This window comes from Sinorhizobium sojae CCBAU 05684 (assembly GCF_002288525.1).
Classification (GTDB): domain Bacteria; phylum Pseudomonadota; class Alphaproteobacteria; order Rhizobiales; family Rhizobiaceae; genus Sinorhizobium; species Sinorhizobium sojae.
In genome coordinates, this window is record NZ_CP023067.1 from 321,727 (window position 1) to 339,838 (window position 18,112).

Annotated in this window: 15 protein-coding genes and 1 tRNA gene; 12 read left to right on the plus strand and 4 right to left on the minus strand. The window is 62.0% G+C overall.

What is annotated here, in order from left to right; all coding sequences use genetic code 11:
- Nucleotides 1–37: 37 nt before the first annotated feature.
- A complete protein-coding gene (locus SJ05684_RS01520; protein WP_034851922.1) occupies nucleotides 38–3,403 on the minus strand; it encodes an ATP-binding protein in 3,366 nt (1,121 codons plus the stop codon).
- A 209-nt stretch (nucleotides 3,404–3,612) separates the two neighbouring features.
- Between SJ05684_RS01520 and SJ05684_RS01525 the strand changes: the two genes are divergently transcribed.
- Both SJ05684_RS01525 and SJ05684_RS01530 read left to right on the plus strand, forming a co-directional pair.
- Nucleotides 3,613–4,062: a phasin gene (locus SJ05684_RS01525; RefSeq protein ID WP_034851924.1), complete on the plus strand. Its 450-nt coding sequence runs from the start codon at nucleotides 3,613–3,615 to the stop codon at nucleotides 4,060–4,062.
- 149 nt (nucleotides 4,063–4,211) lie between these two features.
- Nucleotides 4,212–4,288 (plus strand) — tRNA-His (locus SJ05684_RS01530).
- A 15-nt stretch (nucleotides 4,289–4,303) separates the two neighbouring features.
- On the opposite strand, the gene SJ05684_RS01535 is transcribed toward SJ05684_RS01530, so the two are convergent.
- On the minus strand, nucleotides 4,304–5,185 hold the full coding sequence (locus SJ05684_RS01535; protein ID WP_034851926.1) for a LysR family transcriptional regulator: 882 nt from the start codon (nucleotides 5,183–5,185) through the stop codon (nucleotides 4,304–4,306).
- Between the two features lie 113 nt (nucleotides 5,186–5,298).
- Between SJ05684_RS01535 and SJ05684_RS01540 the strand changes: the two genes are divergently transcribed.
- The 3 genes from SJ05684_RS01540 (at nucleotide 5,299) to SJ05684_RS01550 (ending at nucleotide 9,142) form a co-directional block, all read left to right on the plus strand.
- Nucleotides 5,299–6,795 (plus strand): CoA-acylating methylmalonate-semialdehyde dehydrogenase, encoded by a 1,497-nt coding sequence (locus SJ05684_RS01540; RefSeq protein ID WP_034851928.1) that lies wholly within the window; start codon nucleotides 5,299–5,301, stop codon nucleotides 6,793–6,795.
- Between the two features lie 183 nt (nucleotides 6,796–6,978).
- Complete coding sequence (locus SJ05684_RS01545; protein ID WP_034851930.1) at nucleotides 6,979–8,097, plus strand: YjgN family protein; 1,119 nt, start codon at nucleotides 6,979–6,981, stop codon at nucleotides 8,095–8,097.
- Entirely contained in the window at nucleotides 8,087–9,142 is a 1,056-nt protein-coding gene (locus SJ05684_RS01550) for a M48 family metallopeptidase (protein ID WP_034851932.1), read from the plus strand. The genes SJ05684_RS01545 and SJ05684_RS01550 overlap by 11 nt, the downstream gene beginning before the upstream one ends.
- A 6-nt stretch (nucleotides 9,143–9,148) precedes the next feature.
- Here the strand turns inward: SJ05684_RS01550 and SJ05684_RS01555 are convergent, their stop codons facing one another.
- Both SJ05684_RS01555 and SJ05684_RS01560 read right to left on the minus strand, forming a co-directional pair.
- Nucleotides 9,149–9,619: an acyl-CoA thioesterase gene (locus SJ05684_RS01555; protein WP_034852008.1), complete on the minus strand. Its 471-nt coding sequence runs from the start codon at nucleotides 9,617–9,619 to the stop codon at nucleotides 9,149–9,151.
- Nucleotides 9,620–9,795: 176 nt separating this feature from the next.
- Nucleotides 9,796–10,839 (minus strand): Fe(3+) ABC transporter substrate-binding protein, encoded by a 1,044-nt coding sequence (locus SJ05684_RS01560; RefSeq protein WP_034851933.1) that lies wholly within the window; start codon nucleotides 10,837–10,839, stop codon nucleotides 9,796–9,798.
- 189 nt (nucleotides 10,840–11,028) lie between these two features.
- Between SJ05684_RS01560 and rirA the strand changes: the two genes are divergently transcribed.
- The 7 genes from rirA to SJ05684_RS01595 all read left to right on the plus strand — a co-directional run bounded on the left by rirA (nucleotide 11,029) and on the right by SJ05684_RS01595 (nucleotide 17,886).
- The gene (gene rirA, locus SJ05684_RS01565; RefSeq protein WP_034851934.1) at nucleotides 11,029–11,493 is read left to right on the plus strand and encodes an iron-responsive transcriptional regulator RirA; all 465 of its coding nucleotides are present in this window, start codon (nucleotides 11,029–11,031) and stop codon (nucleotides 11,491–11,493) included.
- A gap of 490 nt (nucleotides 11,494–11,983) precedes the next feature.
- Nucleotides 11,984–13,579, plus strand: coding sequence for an ABC transporter substrate-binding protein (locus SJ05684_RS01570; protein ID WP_034852010.1), 1,596 nt, complete (start codon nucleotides 11,984–11,986; stop codon nucleotides 13,577–13,579).
- Between the two features lie 111 nt (nucleotides 13,580–13,690).
- A complete protein-coding gene (locus tag SJ05684_RS01575; RefSeq protein WP_034851936.1) occupies nucleotides 13,691–14,695 on the plus strand; it encodes an ABC transporter permease subunit in 1,005 nt (334 codons plus the stop codon).
- A gap of 9 nt (nucleotides 14,696–14,704) precedes the next feature.
- Complete coding sequence (locus SJ05684_RS01580; protein ID WP_034851937.1) at nucleotides 14,705–15,613, plus strand: ABC transporter permease subunit; 909 nt, start codon at nucleotides 14,705–14,707, stop codon at nucleotides 15,611–15,613.
- A 1-nt stretch (nucleotide 15,614) separates the two neighbouring features.
- The gene (locus SJ05684_RS01585) at nucleotides 15,615–16,469 is read left to right on the plus strand and encodes an ABC transporter ATP-binding protein (protein WP_083846067.1); all 855 of its coding nucleotides are present in this window, start codon (nucleotides 15,615–15,617) and stop codon (nucleotides 16,467–16,469) included.
- Nucleotides 16,466–17,293 carry a dipeptide ABC transporter ATP-binding protein gene (locus tag SJ05684_RS01590; RefSeq protein WP_034851938.1) on the plus strand — a complete coding sequence of 276 codons (828 nt, stop codon included), beginning with the start codon at nucleotides 16,466–16,468 and terminating at the stop codon, nucleotides 17,291–17,293. The genes SJ05684_RS01585 and SJ05684_RS01590 overlap by 4 nt, the downstream gene beginning before the upstream one ends.
- A gap of 248 nt (nucleotides 17,294–17,541) precedes the next feature.
- The gene (locus tag SJ05684_RS01595) at nucleotides 17,542–17,886 is read left to right on the plus strand and encodes a RidA family protein (protein WP_034851939.1); all 345 of its coding nucleotides are present in this window, start codon (nucleotides 17,542–17,544) and stop codon (nucleotides 17,884–17,886) included.
- Nucleotides 17,887–18,112: the final 226 nt, after the last annotated feature.

Below are 18,112 nucleotides of genomic sequence, written 5' to 3' on the forward strand. Positions count from 1 at the left end.
AAAAAGACGCGCGGCGCAACCACCCATAGAAGGCTTCTCAGTTCGCCAGGACGCGTTGCGACGGGAAGGAAATTTCGACCAGCGTACCCTCGTTCGGGGCGGAATTGATTGAGAAATGGGCGCGGTTGGCCTCGGCCATCGCCTTGGTCAGCGGCAGGCCGAGACCCGTGCCGTCGCCGCGCTTGCGCCCGCCTGTCGTCACCTGCCTGAACGGCTTCATCGCCTGGTCAAGCTCGTTCCGCGTCATGCCGCTGCCGGTGTCGCGGATCCGCAGGATGACGCTGCCGTTGGCTTCGTAGGAGGTCGACACGACGATCTGTCCGCCGGATGGGGTGAAGCGGATGGCGTTCGCCAGTATGTTAAGCGCGATCTGTTTGATCGACCGGCCATCGGCGACGACCTCCGGTACGGAAGCCGAGAGTGAGGTGCGGATGATCACGCGCTGGCTGTTTGCCTGCGGTTGAACCAGCGAAACCGCCTCGGACACCGCCTCGTTGAGGTCCACGGCGCTGAAATCGAGCTCCATTTCGCCCGCTTCGATCTTCGAGATATCGAGGAGGTCGTTGACGATGTCGAGCACATGGCGTCCCGAGCGGCCGATATCGCCGGCGTATTCGATGTAGCGCGGATGACCGATCGGGCCGAAATGCTCGCTCGCCATCATGTCGGAAAAGCCGATGATGGCGTTGAGCGGCGTGCGGATCTCGTGGCTGACTCGTGCCAGGAACTCCGTCTTGTGGGCGTTCGCCGTCTCCGCCGCCCGCTTGGCACTGCGCAATTCATCCTCGGTGCGTTTCCATTGGGTGATGTCGCGGATGACGGCGCAATAGCCGTTGGAGGAGGAGAGGCGGCCGATCGTCATGAATAGCGGGATGAAGCCGCCGCCGGCTTCGCGCCCGATCACCTCGCGGCCATCATTGAGAACGCTCGCGACGCCGTGGCCGGAAAGGCCCTGAAGATAGTCGATCACCGCCTTCTGGCTTTCATGGGCGAAAAGAGCGGCAAAGGGTTTGCCGCGCATCGCATCCTCGTCATAGTTGAAGAGCGCGCTCGCCGAACCGTTCATCGTGCGGATGTCACCATCCTGGCCCAAGATCACGACACCATCGGTGGCGGTCTCCAGGATGGAGCGAAGCTCGTCGATTTCGGTCCGCAGCTCTGCTTCCGTTTCCGCGAACCTGTCGCCGTCCTGCGGTTCGCTCCCGTCTGGACGCGTTGGTGTCGGACTGACGGCGAGCATGAGCGCGCTTCGTCCTTCCCAGCGGATCGAATGCAGATGGGCGTTGACAGGTGTGAATTCTCCGCTTTCGCGGACGAGCGTCATCGTGCCGTCCGGATCGGACGCCCGGGCCTCTTCGCCAGTGGCAAAGAGCGCCGCAAGACCCCCCTCGTGTGCGAAGGCCTCGAGATCCGCATAGCCGGTGAGCCGCAGGAATTCCGGATTGGCGTGCAGCAGATCGTCGCCGTGGTGGACCAGAAGCGCGACAGGCAGGCTGTCGAGGATCTCGCTGCTCATGGCAACGCCCGTGCGCGCCGGACCGGCTTCGTCGCCGGCTGGCGCGGGAGGCTCTTGGTCGGCGGTCTCCAGCCTGCTTTCGATTGAGAGCGGGGCGGGTGGCGCCTCTTCAGCGGGTGGCGCTTCCGCCGGCGGCCGCGTTTCGTCTGCGCCCGCGGGTTCGGCTGCCGGCGGCGCGCCGAAATGGGCGCCAAGCTGGCGCGCGATCTCACGGAAGGCGGCCTGTTCGCCGCGGGTGAGGGTCCCCGATCCCGTCGGCCGGCGCACGTCGAGATCGATGATCTTGTCCGACGATGGTCGTTCCGGCGCATCGACGACGCGAAGCGCGGGCCGCTCGCCGGCAAAGCCGTGCTCCGCCGCGGCCGCTTGCTGTTTGGAGCTCGTTTCGGGTTCGTCATCCGGCGCGGCGCCGATCGTGGGCTCTGCCACGGTTTTGGTCTCCGGCTCCGGAACGGCGAGTGGCTCCGGTTGCTCGTCAACGCCCTCTGAGGGGATGTTCTCCTGGTGCGGCATCGCTCCGAGCGAAAGGCCGCTCGCCTTCTCATCCGGCACCGCATCGGCTATCCGTACGATGCCGAAGCCGCGGAAACCGTCGAATTCACGTGTCCGGGAATAGGTGGGAAGGGCGGCGAGATCGACGGGCACCTTGAGATTCGTCCCCTCGACCGGCCAGAGGATCGTCTTGCCCGACCAGGTGTCGCGGCGATGCAGGAGCTCGTTGATCTTGTTGTCGGGATCAAGGTCGTAGCGGGCGGCAAGCTCGTCGAAGGTCAGGCCGACGACGTCGGCAGCGCTCGGCCCGACGGCGGAGGCGAATTCCTCGGATATCTCGCTGAACCGCCCTTCCGCGTCGATCTTCCAGACGAAGCGGACGGCACGCCCTCCCGGGTTGAAGTTGAAATCAGCCACGGGCGCTGCGCCTTCGCTTTCGTCCGTTACCGCCTCATCCGGCTTCTCCGGCGCTGGAACTTGCTCGCTCGACGCCTGCAGGTTCGCTTCGTCCAAAGCCTCTGGGAGCACTTCTCCTGGCGCTTGGGCGAAGGGATCGTCTCCGGTGTCGTCGCTGGTTTCACGCGCCACCGGGGCGGGAGGCTCCATGTCCGAATCCGGCACCTCCGTCACTTGAGCCGGGCGATCCGGCAAGGCCGGTTGCGCCTCGGCGGCCGCTTGCTCCGTCGCCGGCTGGGCCGTGCTCTCAGCCGCTACGGCGGTCGCTTCCTCGAGAATGGCTTCCACGGCGAAGAGGAGATGGAGAGCCGGATAGTCGGAAATCTTGCCGATGGCGGCCGGCAATTGCCCCTTGTCGGTTGCGACCGGACGCTTGATCAGCCTGTCCTTGTCGCGCGCGACCGCGGTCACGAGTGTTCGCCGGACCGGCGCCGGCAGCCCCAATCGCTCGAAACCGGGCGACTGGGCAATGATGTCCCCCTCGTCGTCGAGCACGGCCATGTGCGTGTCCGGGCCGTCGAGGCCGGAGATCATCGCGGCGGCGCGTTCGCCGGTCGAGAGCGCTTTGCCGTTGTGCGGCGTCGTGAAGAGGACGGCCTCTTCGTCCGGCCGGATGCGGATCAGTTCCACTGTCGCGTTGAGCGGAAGCCTGCGGAAGCCTGAGGATATCCGGATGAGGAGCTGCCGGCGGTCGCCGACGGCGGAAAGCTGTGCTGCGGCGGCGTGCAACTGGCGGAGCGAAAGATCGGATAAGTCGAGCGCGCTGTCGATGAAGTCGTAGACGGAGGCCATGCCGAACAGCTTGGCGCCCTGGTCGTTGGCCCACAGCGCCCGCGCAAGATCCTTGGAGAACAGGACGGACGCATCCCCGCGGGCAAAATGCTCCCGCACCCGTGCATGCACGGCAATATCGATGAAGGGGTACTGTCTCGCGGGCATTGGCAGGCCTATTAAGGGGTCGCGTGCACGTTAACACTCTATTAATATCCGGCCACATCGCGAGGGTCCAGCAGCGCCGCCTGATCCGCAGGTAGTTTCACGGCGCAAGGTTAATACGCGTCATCTTGTGCGTCGCACAAAAAATGTTGCAATGCACAATTGATTGGGTTATAAGATGTTCAACACCCACACTCCAAGGAGGAAATGCCATGGCCACCGCCAAAAAGACCGAAGACGCCTTTGCGATGTCCTTCGACCCGTCGAAGTTCGCCGTGAACTTCCGTGAATTTGCCGAAAAGGGCGCCGTCCAGTCCAAAGAGGCCTATGCCAAGATGAAGACTGCTGCTGAAGAGGCAACGAAGACCGTCGAAGCAACGTTTGAAAACGCTCAGTCGGGTTCTGTCGAACTCGGCCTCAAGGCCATCGACGCGCTGCGCACCAACGCCGAAAACTCGCTTTCGCACATGGAAGCACTGCTCGGCGTGAGGTCGATCCCGGAACTCGTCGAACTTCAGACGGGCTTCATCCGCAAGCAGGCCGAGCTCGCCGTCGAGCAGGCCAAGACGATGCAGGAAGCCACCCGCAAGGTTGCGGAGAATGTTGCCAAGCCCAGCAAGGAAGCCGCCGAAAAGGCGATGTCCAGCTTCAAGCGGGTCTGATCGTCACTCCCGTTGCGATCGGTACCAGTTGCAGAGACCGGGTGGCTTGCCATCCGGTCTTTTTGCTGGATAATCCGAACTTAAGGCTTGCAAATCGGTGTGACTGACCGTATGTGAGCCGCCAAGCGACTTGAGGTCGCTGCCCGAGTGCGGTTGTAGCTCAGTTGGTTAGAGCGCAGGTTTGTGGCACCTGAGGTCGGTGGTTCGAGACCACCCAACCGTACCATTTTCTCTTCATTTTTTACGCGAATATCTGGTGTTCTGCCGTCACCAGTTCCTGCAGGAACGAGACGACCGTGCGCACGCGCACCAGTTCGCGCGCGCTCTCGTGATAAGTCGTCCAATAGGCGCGGCAGATCGTCGTCCCGGGCAGAAGACGGACGAGTTCGGGATACTGCCGGGCAATGTAATTGTGCAGGATGCCGATGCCGGCGCTGGAACGGACGGCCTCCGTCTGGCCAGTGGCGCTGGAGATTTCGAAGGAGGCGTCCCAGCTACGCATGATCTCGGCTGAGAAATTGAGCGAGGGCGTGAAAATCAGATCCTCAACATAGCCGATGCGGCGGTGGTTCTTGAGATCGTCGATCGTCTTGGGCGTGCCGTATCGGCCTAGATAATCCGCCGACGCATAGAGACCCAGTGTATAATCGGTGAGCTTGGACGAAACGAGACGCCCCTGTTCCGGCCGCTCGATGGTGATGGCGATGTCGGCCTCGCGCTGCGACAGCGAGAAGGAGCGCGGAACCGGCACGAGCTGCAGCTTGAGTTCCGGATAGCGCGCGGTCAGGCGCCCCAGTCGCGGCGCCAGGAAGGAAACGCCGAAACCGTCCGGTGCGCCGATGCGCACGGTCCCCGCGATCGCCGTGTCGATCCGCCCGATCTGCGATTGCGCCGCGAGCATTTCGGTTTCCATGCGCTCGGCGGCGGCGAGGAAAACCTCGCCCTCGGCGGTTAGTTCGCAGCCACTCGGGCGCCGCACGAGAAGGCGCGTCTTCAGCGCTTCTTCAAGTGCGGTGACGCGCCGGCTGAGAGTGGCATGATTGATGCCGAGGCGCTTCGAAGCGGCGAGGATCTGACCCGTCCGCGCCACCGCAAGAAACACTCTGACATCGTCCCAGTCCATGCTGTCGCTCCATGCGCTTTAATTTTTGCACAACGGTTCCTGAAATTCGGAAATTGAATTGTTGAAATCGTAGTGCCATCATGCGCTACAGATCAAGACCAGGAGGAAGCCCCATGTACGAAATCGGACATTTCATCGACGGCAAGCGCGTCGCCGGTACAAGCGGCCGCGTAAGCAACATCTTCAATCCGGCAACGGGCGAAGTTCAGGGCGCCGTGGCGCTCGCGAGCGATGCGGAGCTTGCTGCAGCCGTGGAAAGCGCCAAGGCGGCGCAGCCGAAGTGGGCGGCCACCAACCCGCAGCGTCGCGCGCGCGTCTTCATCAAGTTCGTCCAGCTCCTGAACGAGCATATGAACGAGCTGGCCGAGCTGCTCTCCCGCGAGCACGGCAAGACCATCGAGGACGCGAAGGGCGATGTCGTGCGCGGCCTCGAGGTCTGCGAATTCATCATCGGCATCCCGCATCTGCAGAAGAGCGAATTCACCGAAGGTGCGGGTCCCGGCATCGACATGTATTCGATCCGCCAGCCGGTCGGTATCGGCGCCGGCATCACCCCGTTCAACTTTCCGGCGATGATCCCGATGTGGATGTTCGCCCCGGCGATCGCCTGCGGCAATGCCTTCATCCTGAAGCCCTCCGAGCGTGATCCGTCTGTGCCGATCCGCCTCGCCGAACTGATGATCGAAGCCGGCCTGCCGGCGGGTGTGCTCAACGTCGTCAATGGCGACAAGGGCGCGGTCGATGCGATTCTGACGCATCCGGATATCGGCGCCGTCTCCTTCGTCGGCTCGACGCCGATTGCCCGCTATGTCTACGGTACCGCCGCGATGAACGGTAAGCGCGCGCAGTGCTTCGGCGGCGCCAAGAACCACATGATCATCATGCCCGATGCCGATCTCGACCAGGCCGCCAATGCGCTGATCGGCGCCGGCTACGGTTCCGCCGGCGAGCGCTGCATGGCGATCTCGGTTGCCGTCCCCGTCGGTGAGGAGACCGCGAACCGCCTCATCGACAAGCTGGTGCCGATGGTCGAAAGCCTGCGGATCGGCCCCTATACGGATGAAAAGGCCGATATGGGCCCGGTCGTCACCAAGGAGGCAGATGCGCGCATCCGGAGCCTGATCGAGAGCGGTATCGAGCAGGGTGCGGAGCTCGTCGTCGACGGCCGCGACTTCAAGCTGCAAGGCTATGAGAACGGCCATTTCATCGGCGGCTGCCTGTTCGACCATGTCACGCCGGACATGGACATCTACAAGACGGAGATCTTCGGCCCCGTTCTCTCGGTCGTACGCGCCAAGAACTACGAGGAAGCGCTGTCTCTGCCGATGAAGCACGAATATGGCAATGGTGTCGCGATCTACACCCGCGATGGTGACGCGGCCCGCGACTTCGCCTCGCGCATCAACATCGGCATGGTCGGGGTCAACGTTCCGATCCCGGTGCCGCTCGCTTACCACTCCTTCGGCGGCTGGAAATCCTCGTCCTTCGGCGATCTCAACCAGCACGGCCCGGACTCCATCAAGTTCTGGACCCGCACGAAGACCATCACCTCGCGTTGGCCTTCGGGCATCAAGGACGGCGCCGAGTTCTCGATGCCGACCATGCGGTAACCGATAAAATCTCCTCCCTCTGCTGAGCCTCCTTCGGGAGGCTCTTTTTTGTTGCATTGCGCGCGATTATACAACTAACGTCGGGCAAACCGGGCGATCATGTGCCGGTTCGCGCCTGGTCGCTGTTGCTCGGCCGGGGGGGCGGGTGCTCGCTGAGACCCGGGTTAGATGAGGGGGTACGTCATGGTGTTGGTTGAACCGTTGCCGGCGCAGAGCGTCGGGCAGGGCAGTTTCGGGCGCGCGGCCGAGGGGAACGTTCAACGTCTTTCCTTCACCGGCAGCGCCGGTGAATATTTCGGGATCTGGATCGTCAATATCCTGCTGACGATCATCACCCTTGGCATCTACTCGGCTTGGGCCAAGGTCCGCCGCAACCGCTATTTCTATGGCAATACGGTGCTGCTCGGACGTGGCTTCGAGTATCATGCCAGAGGCGGCCAGATCCTGATCGGCCGCTTGATCGTCTTTGCCTATCTGGTCCTCTATAATGTAATGCTGACCTTCGTGCCCTTTGTTGGAATCGTTCTCGGCGTGGCTCTGCTGTTCCTGGTGCCCTGGCTCCTCACGCGGGGCCTGCGCTTCAGCGCACGGGTGACGAGCTACCGCAATGTCCGGTTCGATTTCGTCGGCCGCGCCGGCGGCGCGTTCCTCGCCTTTATCGTCGGGCCGGTTTTGGCGGCGATCACCCTTGGTATTCTGGCGCCGCTCGCCAGCCGCTGGACCCACCGTTACATCGGCAGCAATCTACGCTACGGGGGCAAGAGTTTTTCGACAAATCCCTCCGTCGGCGCAATCTACAGGACCTGGGGCATCTCCGCAGCGGTGATCGTGCTGGGGTTGCTGATCGTCGGTTTCATCGCCTTCCTCAATCTGGCGATCGTCATGACTGCGGTCGAGAACCCCGATCTGCTTCCGCCGGAAATGCAAGTCTCGCTTGGCCTGCTGGCAGCGCTCGCCTATGTCCTCATTCTGGCGATCTTCGGCACGGCGGCGCTCGTCTATCGAGCCGGCGTGCGCAACGTCGCGTGGTCTGCCACCACCTTCGACGGCAAGCACCGGCTCTTGAGCGACCTCTCGCGTCCGCGCTATGCTTGGATCGCGGTCTCGAATTTCGCCGTCACGCTCGTTACCCTCGGTCTCATGCGGCCCTGGGCAGCCGTTCGCATGGCGCGCTACATCAACGAGCACACGGGTGTCCGCTTCGAAGCGAGTGTCGGCGAGATTTTCTCGGCGATTGCCCAAGAAGGTTCGGCGGTCGGCGCCGAGTTCATGGATATGGAAGGCTTCGACTTTGGCTTCTGAAGCGGCGTCGATTGCTCAGGGCGAGTGGCATCCGGCGGGATCGAGCCGCTCCGTTCCCTGCCGCCTGGTCGAAGATGGCGGGCGCCTCGTCGTCCGCGACGACGCGCGCGCCGAGCTTGCGGGCGGCAGCTTGTCATTGGTCGAGATTTCCGCGCGCGTCGGTCGCATTCCGCGGCGCATCACCTTTCCCGACGGGTCCCTCTTCGAGACGGGCGAAAACGATGCGGTCGACCGGTTTCTCGCCCGGAAGGGCCGAGGCCGGCAGGGGATTGTCCATTGGCTGGAGCAGTTCCATCCGCGGCTGATCGCCTTCGTCGCCGCGACCATCCTGCTCGGTGTGCTGGTCTACCGCGTCGCGCTGCCTGCGCTCGTGGAACTGGCCGTCGCCGTCACGCCCCCGATCGTGCCGCAGATCATGTCGGCAAGCACGCTTGAGACCATGGATCGGACGGTCCTTGGCCCGTCGAAGCTCGATGAGACGATACGCAGCCAAATTCTCGAGGGGTTCCGGCGCATTGCGGCGCATTCCCAGGGCGGCGAGGCGGCCTACACGCTCAACTTCCGCGAAGGTGGCCCCGTTGGCCCCAATGCCTTTGCGCTGCCCGACGGCACGCTGATCCTCACTGACGAACTGGTGGAGCTTGCAGGCGGCGACACGGAGATGATCGTCGGCGTGCTGGCGCATGAGATCGGCCATGTCGAGCATGAGCACAGCCTCCGGCAGATCTATCGTGCCGCGGGCATTGCCGGCCTCATCATGCTGTTTGCCGGCGACATAGGCTCCGGCGCGGAGGACGTTCTGGTGCAGGGGAGCGGCCTGCTTGCGCTCTCCTACTCGCGCGCGGCCGAGGCGGAGGCGGATCGGCATTCCGTCGCGCTGATGATGAGGGCAGGCTTCGACCCGACCGCGATCGCCCGCTTTTTTGAATTGCTGGAGACGAAGCTTCACGACAGCTCCGACACGAGCATCTTCTCCACCCATCCCGGCACGCCGGAGCGGCGCAAGGCCATCCTGGATTTGGTCGCCGCGGAGCGGAGAGACTGACGGGATCTACCCTTCGCCGCCACCGCCCTCGGTACCCGCCGCCCGGAAACGCTCCTCGAATTCCCGGCGCAGCTCCCGCCTGACCTCGGCAGCGCGGTGGCGGCGCTCCCTTATGCCCGGCTCGGGGGCGTAGGGCGGCACGCTCGTCGGCCGCCCGTCGGCATCGACGGCAACCATGGTGAAATAGCAGGAATTCGTATGCCGTCTCTCGCCGGTGCGGATATTCTCCGCCTCAACCCGGATGCCGACCTCCATCGATGTCCGGCCGGCATAGTTGATGGATGCGCGAAAGTGCACCAGCTCGCCGACATGGATCGGCTGGCGGAAGACGACCTGATCGACCGAAAGGGTAACCGCATATTGTTTCGAGTAGCGCGAAGCGCAGGAAAACGCGACCCGGTCGAGCAGGTTGAGGAGTGCCCCGCCATGGACCTTGCCGCTGAAGTTCGCCATGTCGGGCGTCATCAGCACGACCATCTCGAGCTGGCTCGTATCATGCGTCTTGTCCAACTTTCCCTCCGGCGCCGTTGTCTCTCAGCTTTGAAGAGAATCCTCGCTTCGAAGCGATCGGTCAATCGCAGAGGTGCCGTTCCTTCGAAGGCAAGCAGCGGGCTTTCGCCCGCTGCTGATGTCCTTGGCCTGTAGAATGTAACTCAGTCTTGCGGGCCGTCGTTGTAGCCCACCTTGTCGACGAGTTCCGATGCCTTCTTCCGGTTGGCAGCGATCTCGGCGAGCGGCAGCGTATCCGGCTTGATCGATCCAAAGGACTTGACCACTTCGGACGGCTCCACGCCCGGCTTGACCGGATATTCGAAGACCTGTTCGGCATAGATCTTCTGCGCTTCGCCCGAAGAGAGGAATTCCATCAGCTTGATTGCATTGTCCTTGTTCGGGGCGTTCTTGGCGAGCGCCATGCCGGAGATGTTCACGTGTGTTCCGCGGTCCTGTGCATTCGGGAACAGGACCTTGATGGCGGATGCCCATTCCTTCTGCTCGGGCTGCTTGTCATTGGTTATCATCAGACCGACGTAGTAGCTGTTGCCCAGCGACAGGTCGCACTCGCCTGCAAAGATGGACTTGGCCTGGCTGCGGTCGTTGCCGTCCGGTTTCCGGGCCAGATTGTTCTTGAGGCCCGTCAGCCATTTTTCCGCCTCGGCCTCGCCGTGATGCGCGACCATGGAGGCGAAGAGGCCGATATTGTAGGAATGCTGTCCGTCACGGGTGCAGATCTTTCCCTTCCATTTCGGGTCTGCCAGTTCCTCATAGGTGATGTCGTCCTGCGCCACGCGCTCCTTCGAGGCGTAGACGACGCGGCCGCGGGTCGTGAGGCCGAACCAGCTGCCGTCCGGATCGCGGAAATGCTCCGGGATGTCCTTGTTGATCGTCTCGTTGGCTAGCGGCTGAGTCACGCCCCCTTCCTCGGCTTCGGTCAGGCGGCTGATGTCGACGGTGAGGATGACATCCGCCGGCGAGTTCGCGCCCTCCGCCTGGATGCGCTCGACGAGCCCCTTGTCGAGGAAGAGGACATTGGTCGTGATGCCGGTTTCCTTCGTGAACGCGTCCAGGAGCGGCTGGATGAGGTCAGGCTGGCGATAGGAATAGATGTTGACCTCGCCTTCGGCACGGGCGGTGGCCGAGAAGGCCAGGAAGGTCGCCGCCACCGACAGGGTGCCGATCAGCGCTTTAGAGACGTGCATGGTGTTTCTCCATTTCTAGCTTATAAACTTAACCAAACCGATCATCTTTGATACCGCGCCGGTTCGGGCAGTCAACCGGGAAAGGGTGAAGTTGACTGCATCAGTATGTTTTTTCTCTTTTTTGGAATTGTTCCAAACTGCGATCCGTCCTATATGATGGGAACCGAATTCTCGATTCCGGAGTGAACGATGCGTCTGACGAAGCAAACAAACTACGCAGTTCGCATGTTGATGTACTGCGCTGCGAACGGCGAGAAGCTCAGCCGCATTCCCGAGATTGCCAAGGCCTACGGCGTTTCCGAGCTGTTCCTGTTCAAGATCCTGCAGCCGCTGACGAAGGCGGGGCTGGTTGAAACCGTGCGCGGGCGCAATGGCGGCGTAAGGCTGCCGAGGCCGGCGTCGGAGATCAGCCTCTTCGACGTCATCAAGGTCACCGAGGACAGCTTTGCGATGGCGGAATGCTTCGAGGCCGGCGAAATCGAATGTCCGCTCGTCGACAGCTGCGGCCTCAACACCGCTTTGCGCAAGGCGCTGAACGCCTTCTTCGAAGTGCTTGAGGGCTATACGATCGACGACCTGGTCAAGGCCCGGCCGCAGATCCACTTCCTCCTCGGCATCGAGGAGACGGCGCGCCCGCAGACCTCTGCGGCGTAAGCTTTTCCGACAGTTTCGAACGAAGCGAGGGTGGCTGTCGCTGCCGCCCTTGCTAGCGCATCGGCGGAAAATCGGATCCGATTCTCGGAAAGCATGATGCGCCGACTCGAAGAGTCACAGCGCCCGTGCGTCTTTCGGGATGCGCCAGAGCAGGCTTTGAGTCTGCAATAGTGGTTTCCGACATTGCTCCACCCGCGCGACGAAGATCGCGCCGCAGCGGTGCGCTTGCGCGTGTGAACTGAATCCCCTCAGCTGCTTCGCATTAAAGGTCTGGAATGCCGTGAAGGCAGCCCATGCGCGCTGCCGCATTTAGAAATCGTATGTTGCCGGAAGTCTCTATTTGTGGAAGAATTTTTCGCCTAGACAAATTTCTGAAGCGACTTATTGCATTGCGACGCTAAATGTCGTTCCATCCGTTCTTGACCGGATGGAAAATTTCTTGCCGGGTCGAAAATACGAGAACAAAAAAGCAAAACTGGGAAGCAAGCTCATGAAAAAGCTCACGACTCTCTTCGCAGCGACGGCGCTTGCCACGCTGATGGCCGGTTCCGCCTGGTCGAAAACGTTCGTCTACTGCTCGGAAGGCTCGCCGGAGGGTTTTGACCCCGGCCTCTATACGGCCGGTACGACGTTCGACGCTTCGGCGCACACCGTTTACAACCGCCTGTTGGAGTTCAAGAAGGGTACCACGGAGACCGAAGCCGGCCTTGCCGAAAGCTGGACGATTTCCGATGACGGCCTCGAATACACCTTCAAGCTCCGCCCCGGCGTGAAATTCCAGACGACCGAATTCTTCACGCCGACCCGTGACCTGAATGCCGACGATGTGATCTTCTCGCTCGAGCGCCAGTGGAAATCCGACCACCCGTGGCACGGCTATGTGTCCGGCGCCTCCTGGGAATACTTTTCCGGCATGGGAATGCCCGATCTGATCGAGTCGCTCGAGAAGGTCGACGATATGACCGTCAAGATCAAGCTGAAGCGCAGGGAAGCGCCATTCCTCGCCAATCTTGCCATGCCCTTCGCGTCAATCATGTCGAAGGAATATGCCGACAAGCTTGAAGCCGACGGCAAGATGAACCAGCTCAATCAGATGCCGCTGGGCACCGGCCCGTTTGCTTTCGTCGGCTATCAGCAGGATGCGGTCATCCGTTACAAGGCCCATCCGGACTACTGGGCCGGCAAGCAGAAGATCGATGATCTGGTCTTCTCGATCACCACCGACGCGGCTGTCCGCTACCAGAAGCTGAAGGCAGGCGAGTGCCACCTGATGCCCTACCCGAATGCGGCGGATGTCGAATCCATGAAGGCCGATCCGGAGCTGAAGGTCATGGAGCAGGCCGGCCTCAATGTCGCATATCTCGCCTACAACACGACCCAGGCCCCCTTCGACAAGGTCGAGGTCCGCAAGGCGCTAAACAAGGCTATCAACAAGCAGGCGATCGTCGATGCCGTCTTCCAGGGACAGGCGACGCCGGCGACGAATCCGATCCCGCCGACGATGTGGTCCTATAACGACAACATCGAGGACGATACTTACGAGCCGGAAGTCGCCAAGAAGATGCTGGAGGATGCCGGCGTCACCGACCTCTCGATGAAGGTCTGGGCGATGCCGGTCGCGCGGCCCTACATGTTGAACGCACGTCGCGCCGCCGAACTGATCCAGGCCGACTTTGCAAAGATCGGCGTGGACGTCGAAATCGTAAGCTACGAATGGGCCGAATATCTCGAACGATCGAAGGCGAAGGATCGAGACGGTGCCGTGATTCTCGGTTGGACCGGTGACAATGGTGATCCGGACAACTTCCTCGACACGCTGCTTGGATGCGATGCGGTCGGCGGCAACAACCGCGCGCAGTGGTGCAACCAGGAATTCGACGATCTGGTGACGAAGGCGAAGGAAGCCTCCAGCGTCGAAGAGCGCACCAAGCTCTACGAAGAGGCGCAGGTCGTCTTCAAGCGCGAAGCGCCCTGGGCAACGCTCGACCATTCGCTGTCGATCGTGCCGATGCGCAAGAATGTCGAAGGCTTCGTACAGAGCCCGCTGGGCGACTTTGCTTTCGACGGCGTTGATATTGTAGAGTAATCTTAACAACCGACCCGAAGGGGGCGTTTGCCGCTGGGCGAGCGCCCCTCTTCCTTTTTGCCTGGTGGCGCCGCGTAAGCGAGGCCGCGCACCATGGCATGAGGTTTGACTATGATCCGATTCTTCCTGGGGCGCCTGGCGGTCTTGATTCCGACTTTCATCGGGGTCTCCATCATCGCCTTCTCCTTCATTCGCCTCCTTCCCGGCGATCCCGTGGCCCTGCTTTCGGGAGAGCGGGTAATGTCGCCGGAGCGGCATGCCGAAATATCCCATCAACTCGGCTTCGACCGCCCGATTGTCGTGCAGTATCTCGATTATCTTTGGGGCGTTGTGCGTGGCGATTTCGGTGTGTCGATCGTCACCAAGAAGCCGGTGATCGACCAGTTCTTCGAACTCTTCCCCGCGACCGTCGAACTGTCGCTATGCGCGATCATCTTTGCCGTCGTTCTCGGCATCCCGGCGGGCGTGATCGCGGCGATCAAGCGCGGCTCGATCATCGACCAGCTCATCATGGGTACCGCGCTCGTCGGCTTCTCGATGCCCATCTTCTGGTGGGGTCTGCTGCTGATCATCGTTGTTTCCGGCATATTGCAGTGGACTCCGGTCTCCGGCCGTATCTCGCTCATGTTCTTCTTCCCGTCGGTTACCGGCTTCATGCTGATCGACTCCTTGTTGTCCGGGCAGGAGGGCGCGTTCCAGTCCGCCTTCAATCACCTCATTCTGCCGACGATCGTACTCGGCACCATTCCGCTTGCCGTCATCGCGCGCCAAACCCGCTCGGCGATGCTGGAAGTGCTGTCGGAGGACTACGTCCGCACCGCCCGCGCCAAGGGGCTCTCCACCTTCCGCGTCGTCGGTATCCACGCGCTGCGCAACGCCATGATCCCGGTCGTTACCACCATCGGCCTTCAGGTCGGCGTCATGCTGGCGGGCGCGATCCTGACGGAAACGATCTTCTCCTGGCCGGGCATCGGCAAATGGATGGTCGATTCCGTATTCCGGCGCGACTATGCCGTCATTCAGGGCGGTCTCTTGATTATCGCCGGCCTCATCATGCTGGTGAACCTCGCCGTGGACCTGATGTACGGTCTGCTCAACCCCCGTATCCGGCATTGAGGAGGGGATATGACCGAAGTCACTGCTGCAAGTCCCATATCGACCGATCCGTCCCGCCGGGCGAGGCTCACCGAATTCTGGTTCTATTTTTCAGAAAATCGCGGCGCCGTCATCGGCCTGGTCTTCTTCCTCTTTCTGGTGTTGCTTGCGATATTCGCGCCGCTGGTCGCACCCCATGACCCGACGGTCCAGTTCCGCCAGGCCGTCCGGCTGCCGCCCTCCTGGGAGGAAGGCGGCCAGGTCCAGTTCCTGCTCGGCACCGATGCCGTCGGTCGCGACATGCTCTCGCGCCTCATATATGGCACCCGCTTCTCGCTGTTCGTCGGCATCATCGTGACCACGCTGTCCCTGACCGGCGGCATCCTCGTCGGTGTCGTCGCCGGCTACTTCCGTGGTTGGATCGATACCGTCATCATGCGGATCATGGACATCATCCTGGCCTTCCCTTCGCTGCTGCTCGCGCTCGTTCTGGTGGCGGTGCTGGGGCCGGGGCTCACCAATGCGATGATCGCGATCGCCCTCGTCTACCAGCCCCACTTCGTCCGCCTGACGCGGGCCGCCGTCATGGCGGAGAAGACCCGCGATTATGTGGTCGCGGCGAAGGTCGCCGGAGCGCGGCACCCCCGGCTGATGTTCAAGACCATCCTGCCGAATTGCATGGCACCGCTCATCGTCCAGGCAACGCTGTCCTTTTCCAGTGCCATCCTCGATGCTGCGGCGCTCGGCTTCCTGGGCATGGGGGCGCAGCCGCCGACGCCGGAATGGGGCACGATGCTGGCCGAAGCGCGGGAGTTCATTTTGAGCAGCTGGTGGATCGTCACGTTCCCCGGCCTTGCGATCCTGCTGACCGTGCTCGCAATCAATCTGATGGGCGATGGCCTGCGTGATGCCCTCGACCCGAAGCTGAAGAGGTCCTGACATGGCGCTTCTTGAAATCGAAAATCTCGTCGTCGAATTCCAGACGGCTTCCGGCCCGTTCCGGGCGGTCGACGGCGTGTCGCTCAAGGTGCACGAGCGCGAGGTCCTGGCGATCGTCGGAGAATCCGGGTCAGGCAAGTCCGTCTCCATGCTCGCCGCGATGGGACTTCTGCCCTGGACCGCCAGGGTGACAGCGGACAAGCTCACCTTCAACGGAAGGGATCTGCTGACGATGGCACCGGCCGATCGCCGCAAGATCGTCGGCAAGGAAATCGCGATGATCTTCCAGGAGCCGATCGCGAGTCTCAACCCATGCTTCACGGTCGGATTCCAGATCGAAGAGGTGCTGCGCATCCACATGCGCCTCGACAGGGTGGCGCGGCGCAAGCGGGCCGTGGAACTGTTCGAGGCGGTCGGCATCCCCGATCCGACCGAGCGCCTCGGTCATTTCCCGCACCAGATGTCGGGCGGCCAGTGCCAGCGGGTGATGATCGCCATTGCCCTTGCCTGCAATCCGAAGCTCCTGATCGCTGACGAGCCGACGACGGCGCTGGACGTGACGATCCAGAGGCAGATCCTCGACCTTTTGATGAAGCTGCAGGCGGAGTACGGCATGGGTCTAATCATGATCACCCATAATATGGGTGTCGTGGCCGAGACGGCGGATCGCGTCGTCGTTCAATACAAGGGCCGCAAGATCGAAGAGGCCGACGTGCTGTCGCTGTTCGAATCGCCGAAGAGCAATTACACGCGTGCGCTGCTTGCCGCCCTGCCGGAAAACGCGACGGGAGACCGGCTGCCGACGGTCTCGGAGCTTTTCAATGACCAGCAGTTTCTCGGGGGAGCCGCTCGATGACCCATGTTCTCGAAGCTCGAAACCTGGTGCGCGACTATCATGTGCCCGGCAGCCTTTTCCGTAAGGCGCGAACGGTTCACGCGCTGAAGGGCGTCAGCTTCACGCTTGATGAAGGCAGGACGCTTGCGATCGTCGGCGAAAGCGGCTGCGGCAAGTCGACGCTCGGACGCATCCTCACGCTGATCGATCCGGCGACGGCCGGTGAGTTGCTGATCGACGGCCAGAAGGTTGACATCACCCGGGAGGGGCTGACGCCGGAGCTGCGCCGCAAGGTGCAGATCGTCTTTCAGAACCCCTATGGTTCCCTGAACCCGCGCCAGAAGATCGGCGACATCCTGACCGAGCCGCTGATCATCAACACCAAAGTGCCGGCCGCCGAGCGCCGCGGCCGGGCGATGGCGATGTTGAAGAAGGTGGGGCTGGAGGAGAAGCACTACAATCGCTATCCGCACATGTTCTCCGGCGGGCAGCGGCAGCGCATCGCGATCGCCCGCGCTCTCATGCTCAACCCGAAGCTTCTGGTTCTGGACGAACCGGTGTCGGCGCTTGATCTCTCGGTCCAGGCGCAGGTCCTGAACCTGCTTGCCGACCTGCAGGATGAATTCAAGCTCACTTACGTCTTCATTAGCCATGACCTGTCGGTGGTGCGCTACATCGCCGACGATGTGATGGTGATGTATCTCGGCGAGGCGGTGGAATATGGCAGCCGCGATGCAGTGTTTTCCGACCCACAGCACAGCTACACCAAGACATTGTTTGCGGCCACGCCGCGTGCTGACGTTGCCAGCATCAAGGCGCGGCTTGCGCGCAAGAACGCTGCCTGAGCCACTCTTCATTTCGACCGGCGGGCAGGACGTCTTCTTGGAGTTCTCCTCCCGATCATGTAGAGCTTCGCCGCCGCGACTGCATGTCTCGCCGAATCGGGTTGATGAAAAAGACGTGCAGCGATTGAAGCTGCTACTGCAACTTTTCTGCGTCCGATTGGCGCAATGGGGCTGTAGCGGACACAGGCCCCGCGGCGGCAGACATTTCCGGCCGGCAAACTCCCGGCCCAACATCAGGATTGAGGATTATGGAAATCAAGCGCTTCGAAACCGGCCCGCGGATGAGCCAGGCTGTAGTCTACAACCATACGGTTTACCTGGCCGGCCAGGTCGGCAACGCAGGCGACGATGTCGCCACCCAGACGAAGCAGGCACTCGCCGAAGTCGATCGCCTGCTCGCGCTTGCCGGCACGGACAAGACGCGCATCCTCTCGGCAACGGTCTGGCTCGCCGACATGGCCGACTTCGCCAAGATGAACTCCGTCTGGGATGCATGGGTCCCGCAGGGCCACACGCCCGCCCGCGCCACCGGCGAGGCAAAGCTTGCGACGCCCGAATATCTAGTCGAGGTGATTGTCACGGCGGCTCTCTAATGCTGTAGATCTGTCGCCATTGAACTCATCATTCCGGGGGCGCCGCCGACATGGCAAATCGGCGGCGTCTCGCTGTTTGTGACTGCATGTCTTCGCCCTTTGATGTCGATTTGAAGGAGAGATGTAGTGGCCGATTGCCTGAACAGGAACGATTTTTCCATTGATGCGTTTCTCAGCGACTCCGCATGTGGCGGAAGCGGGCCGATGGGCGAGCCGTGTAGGCAGT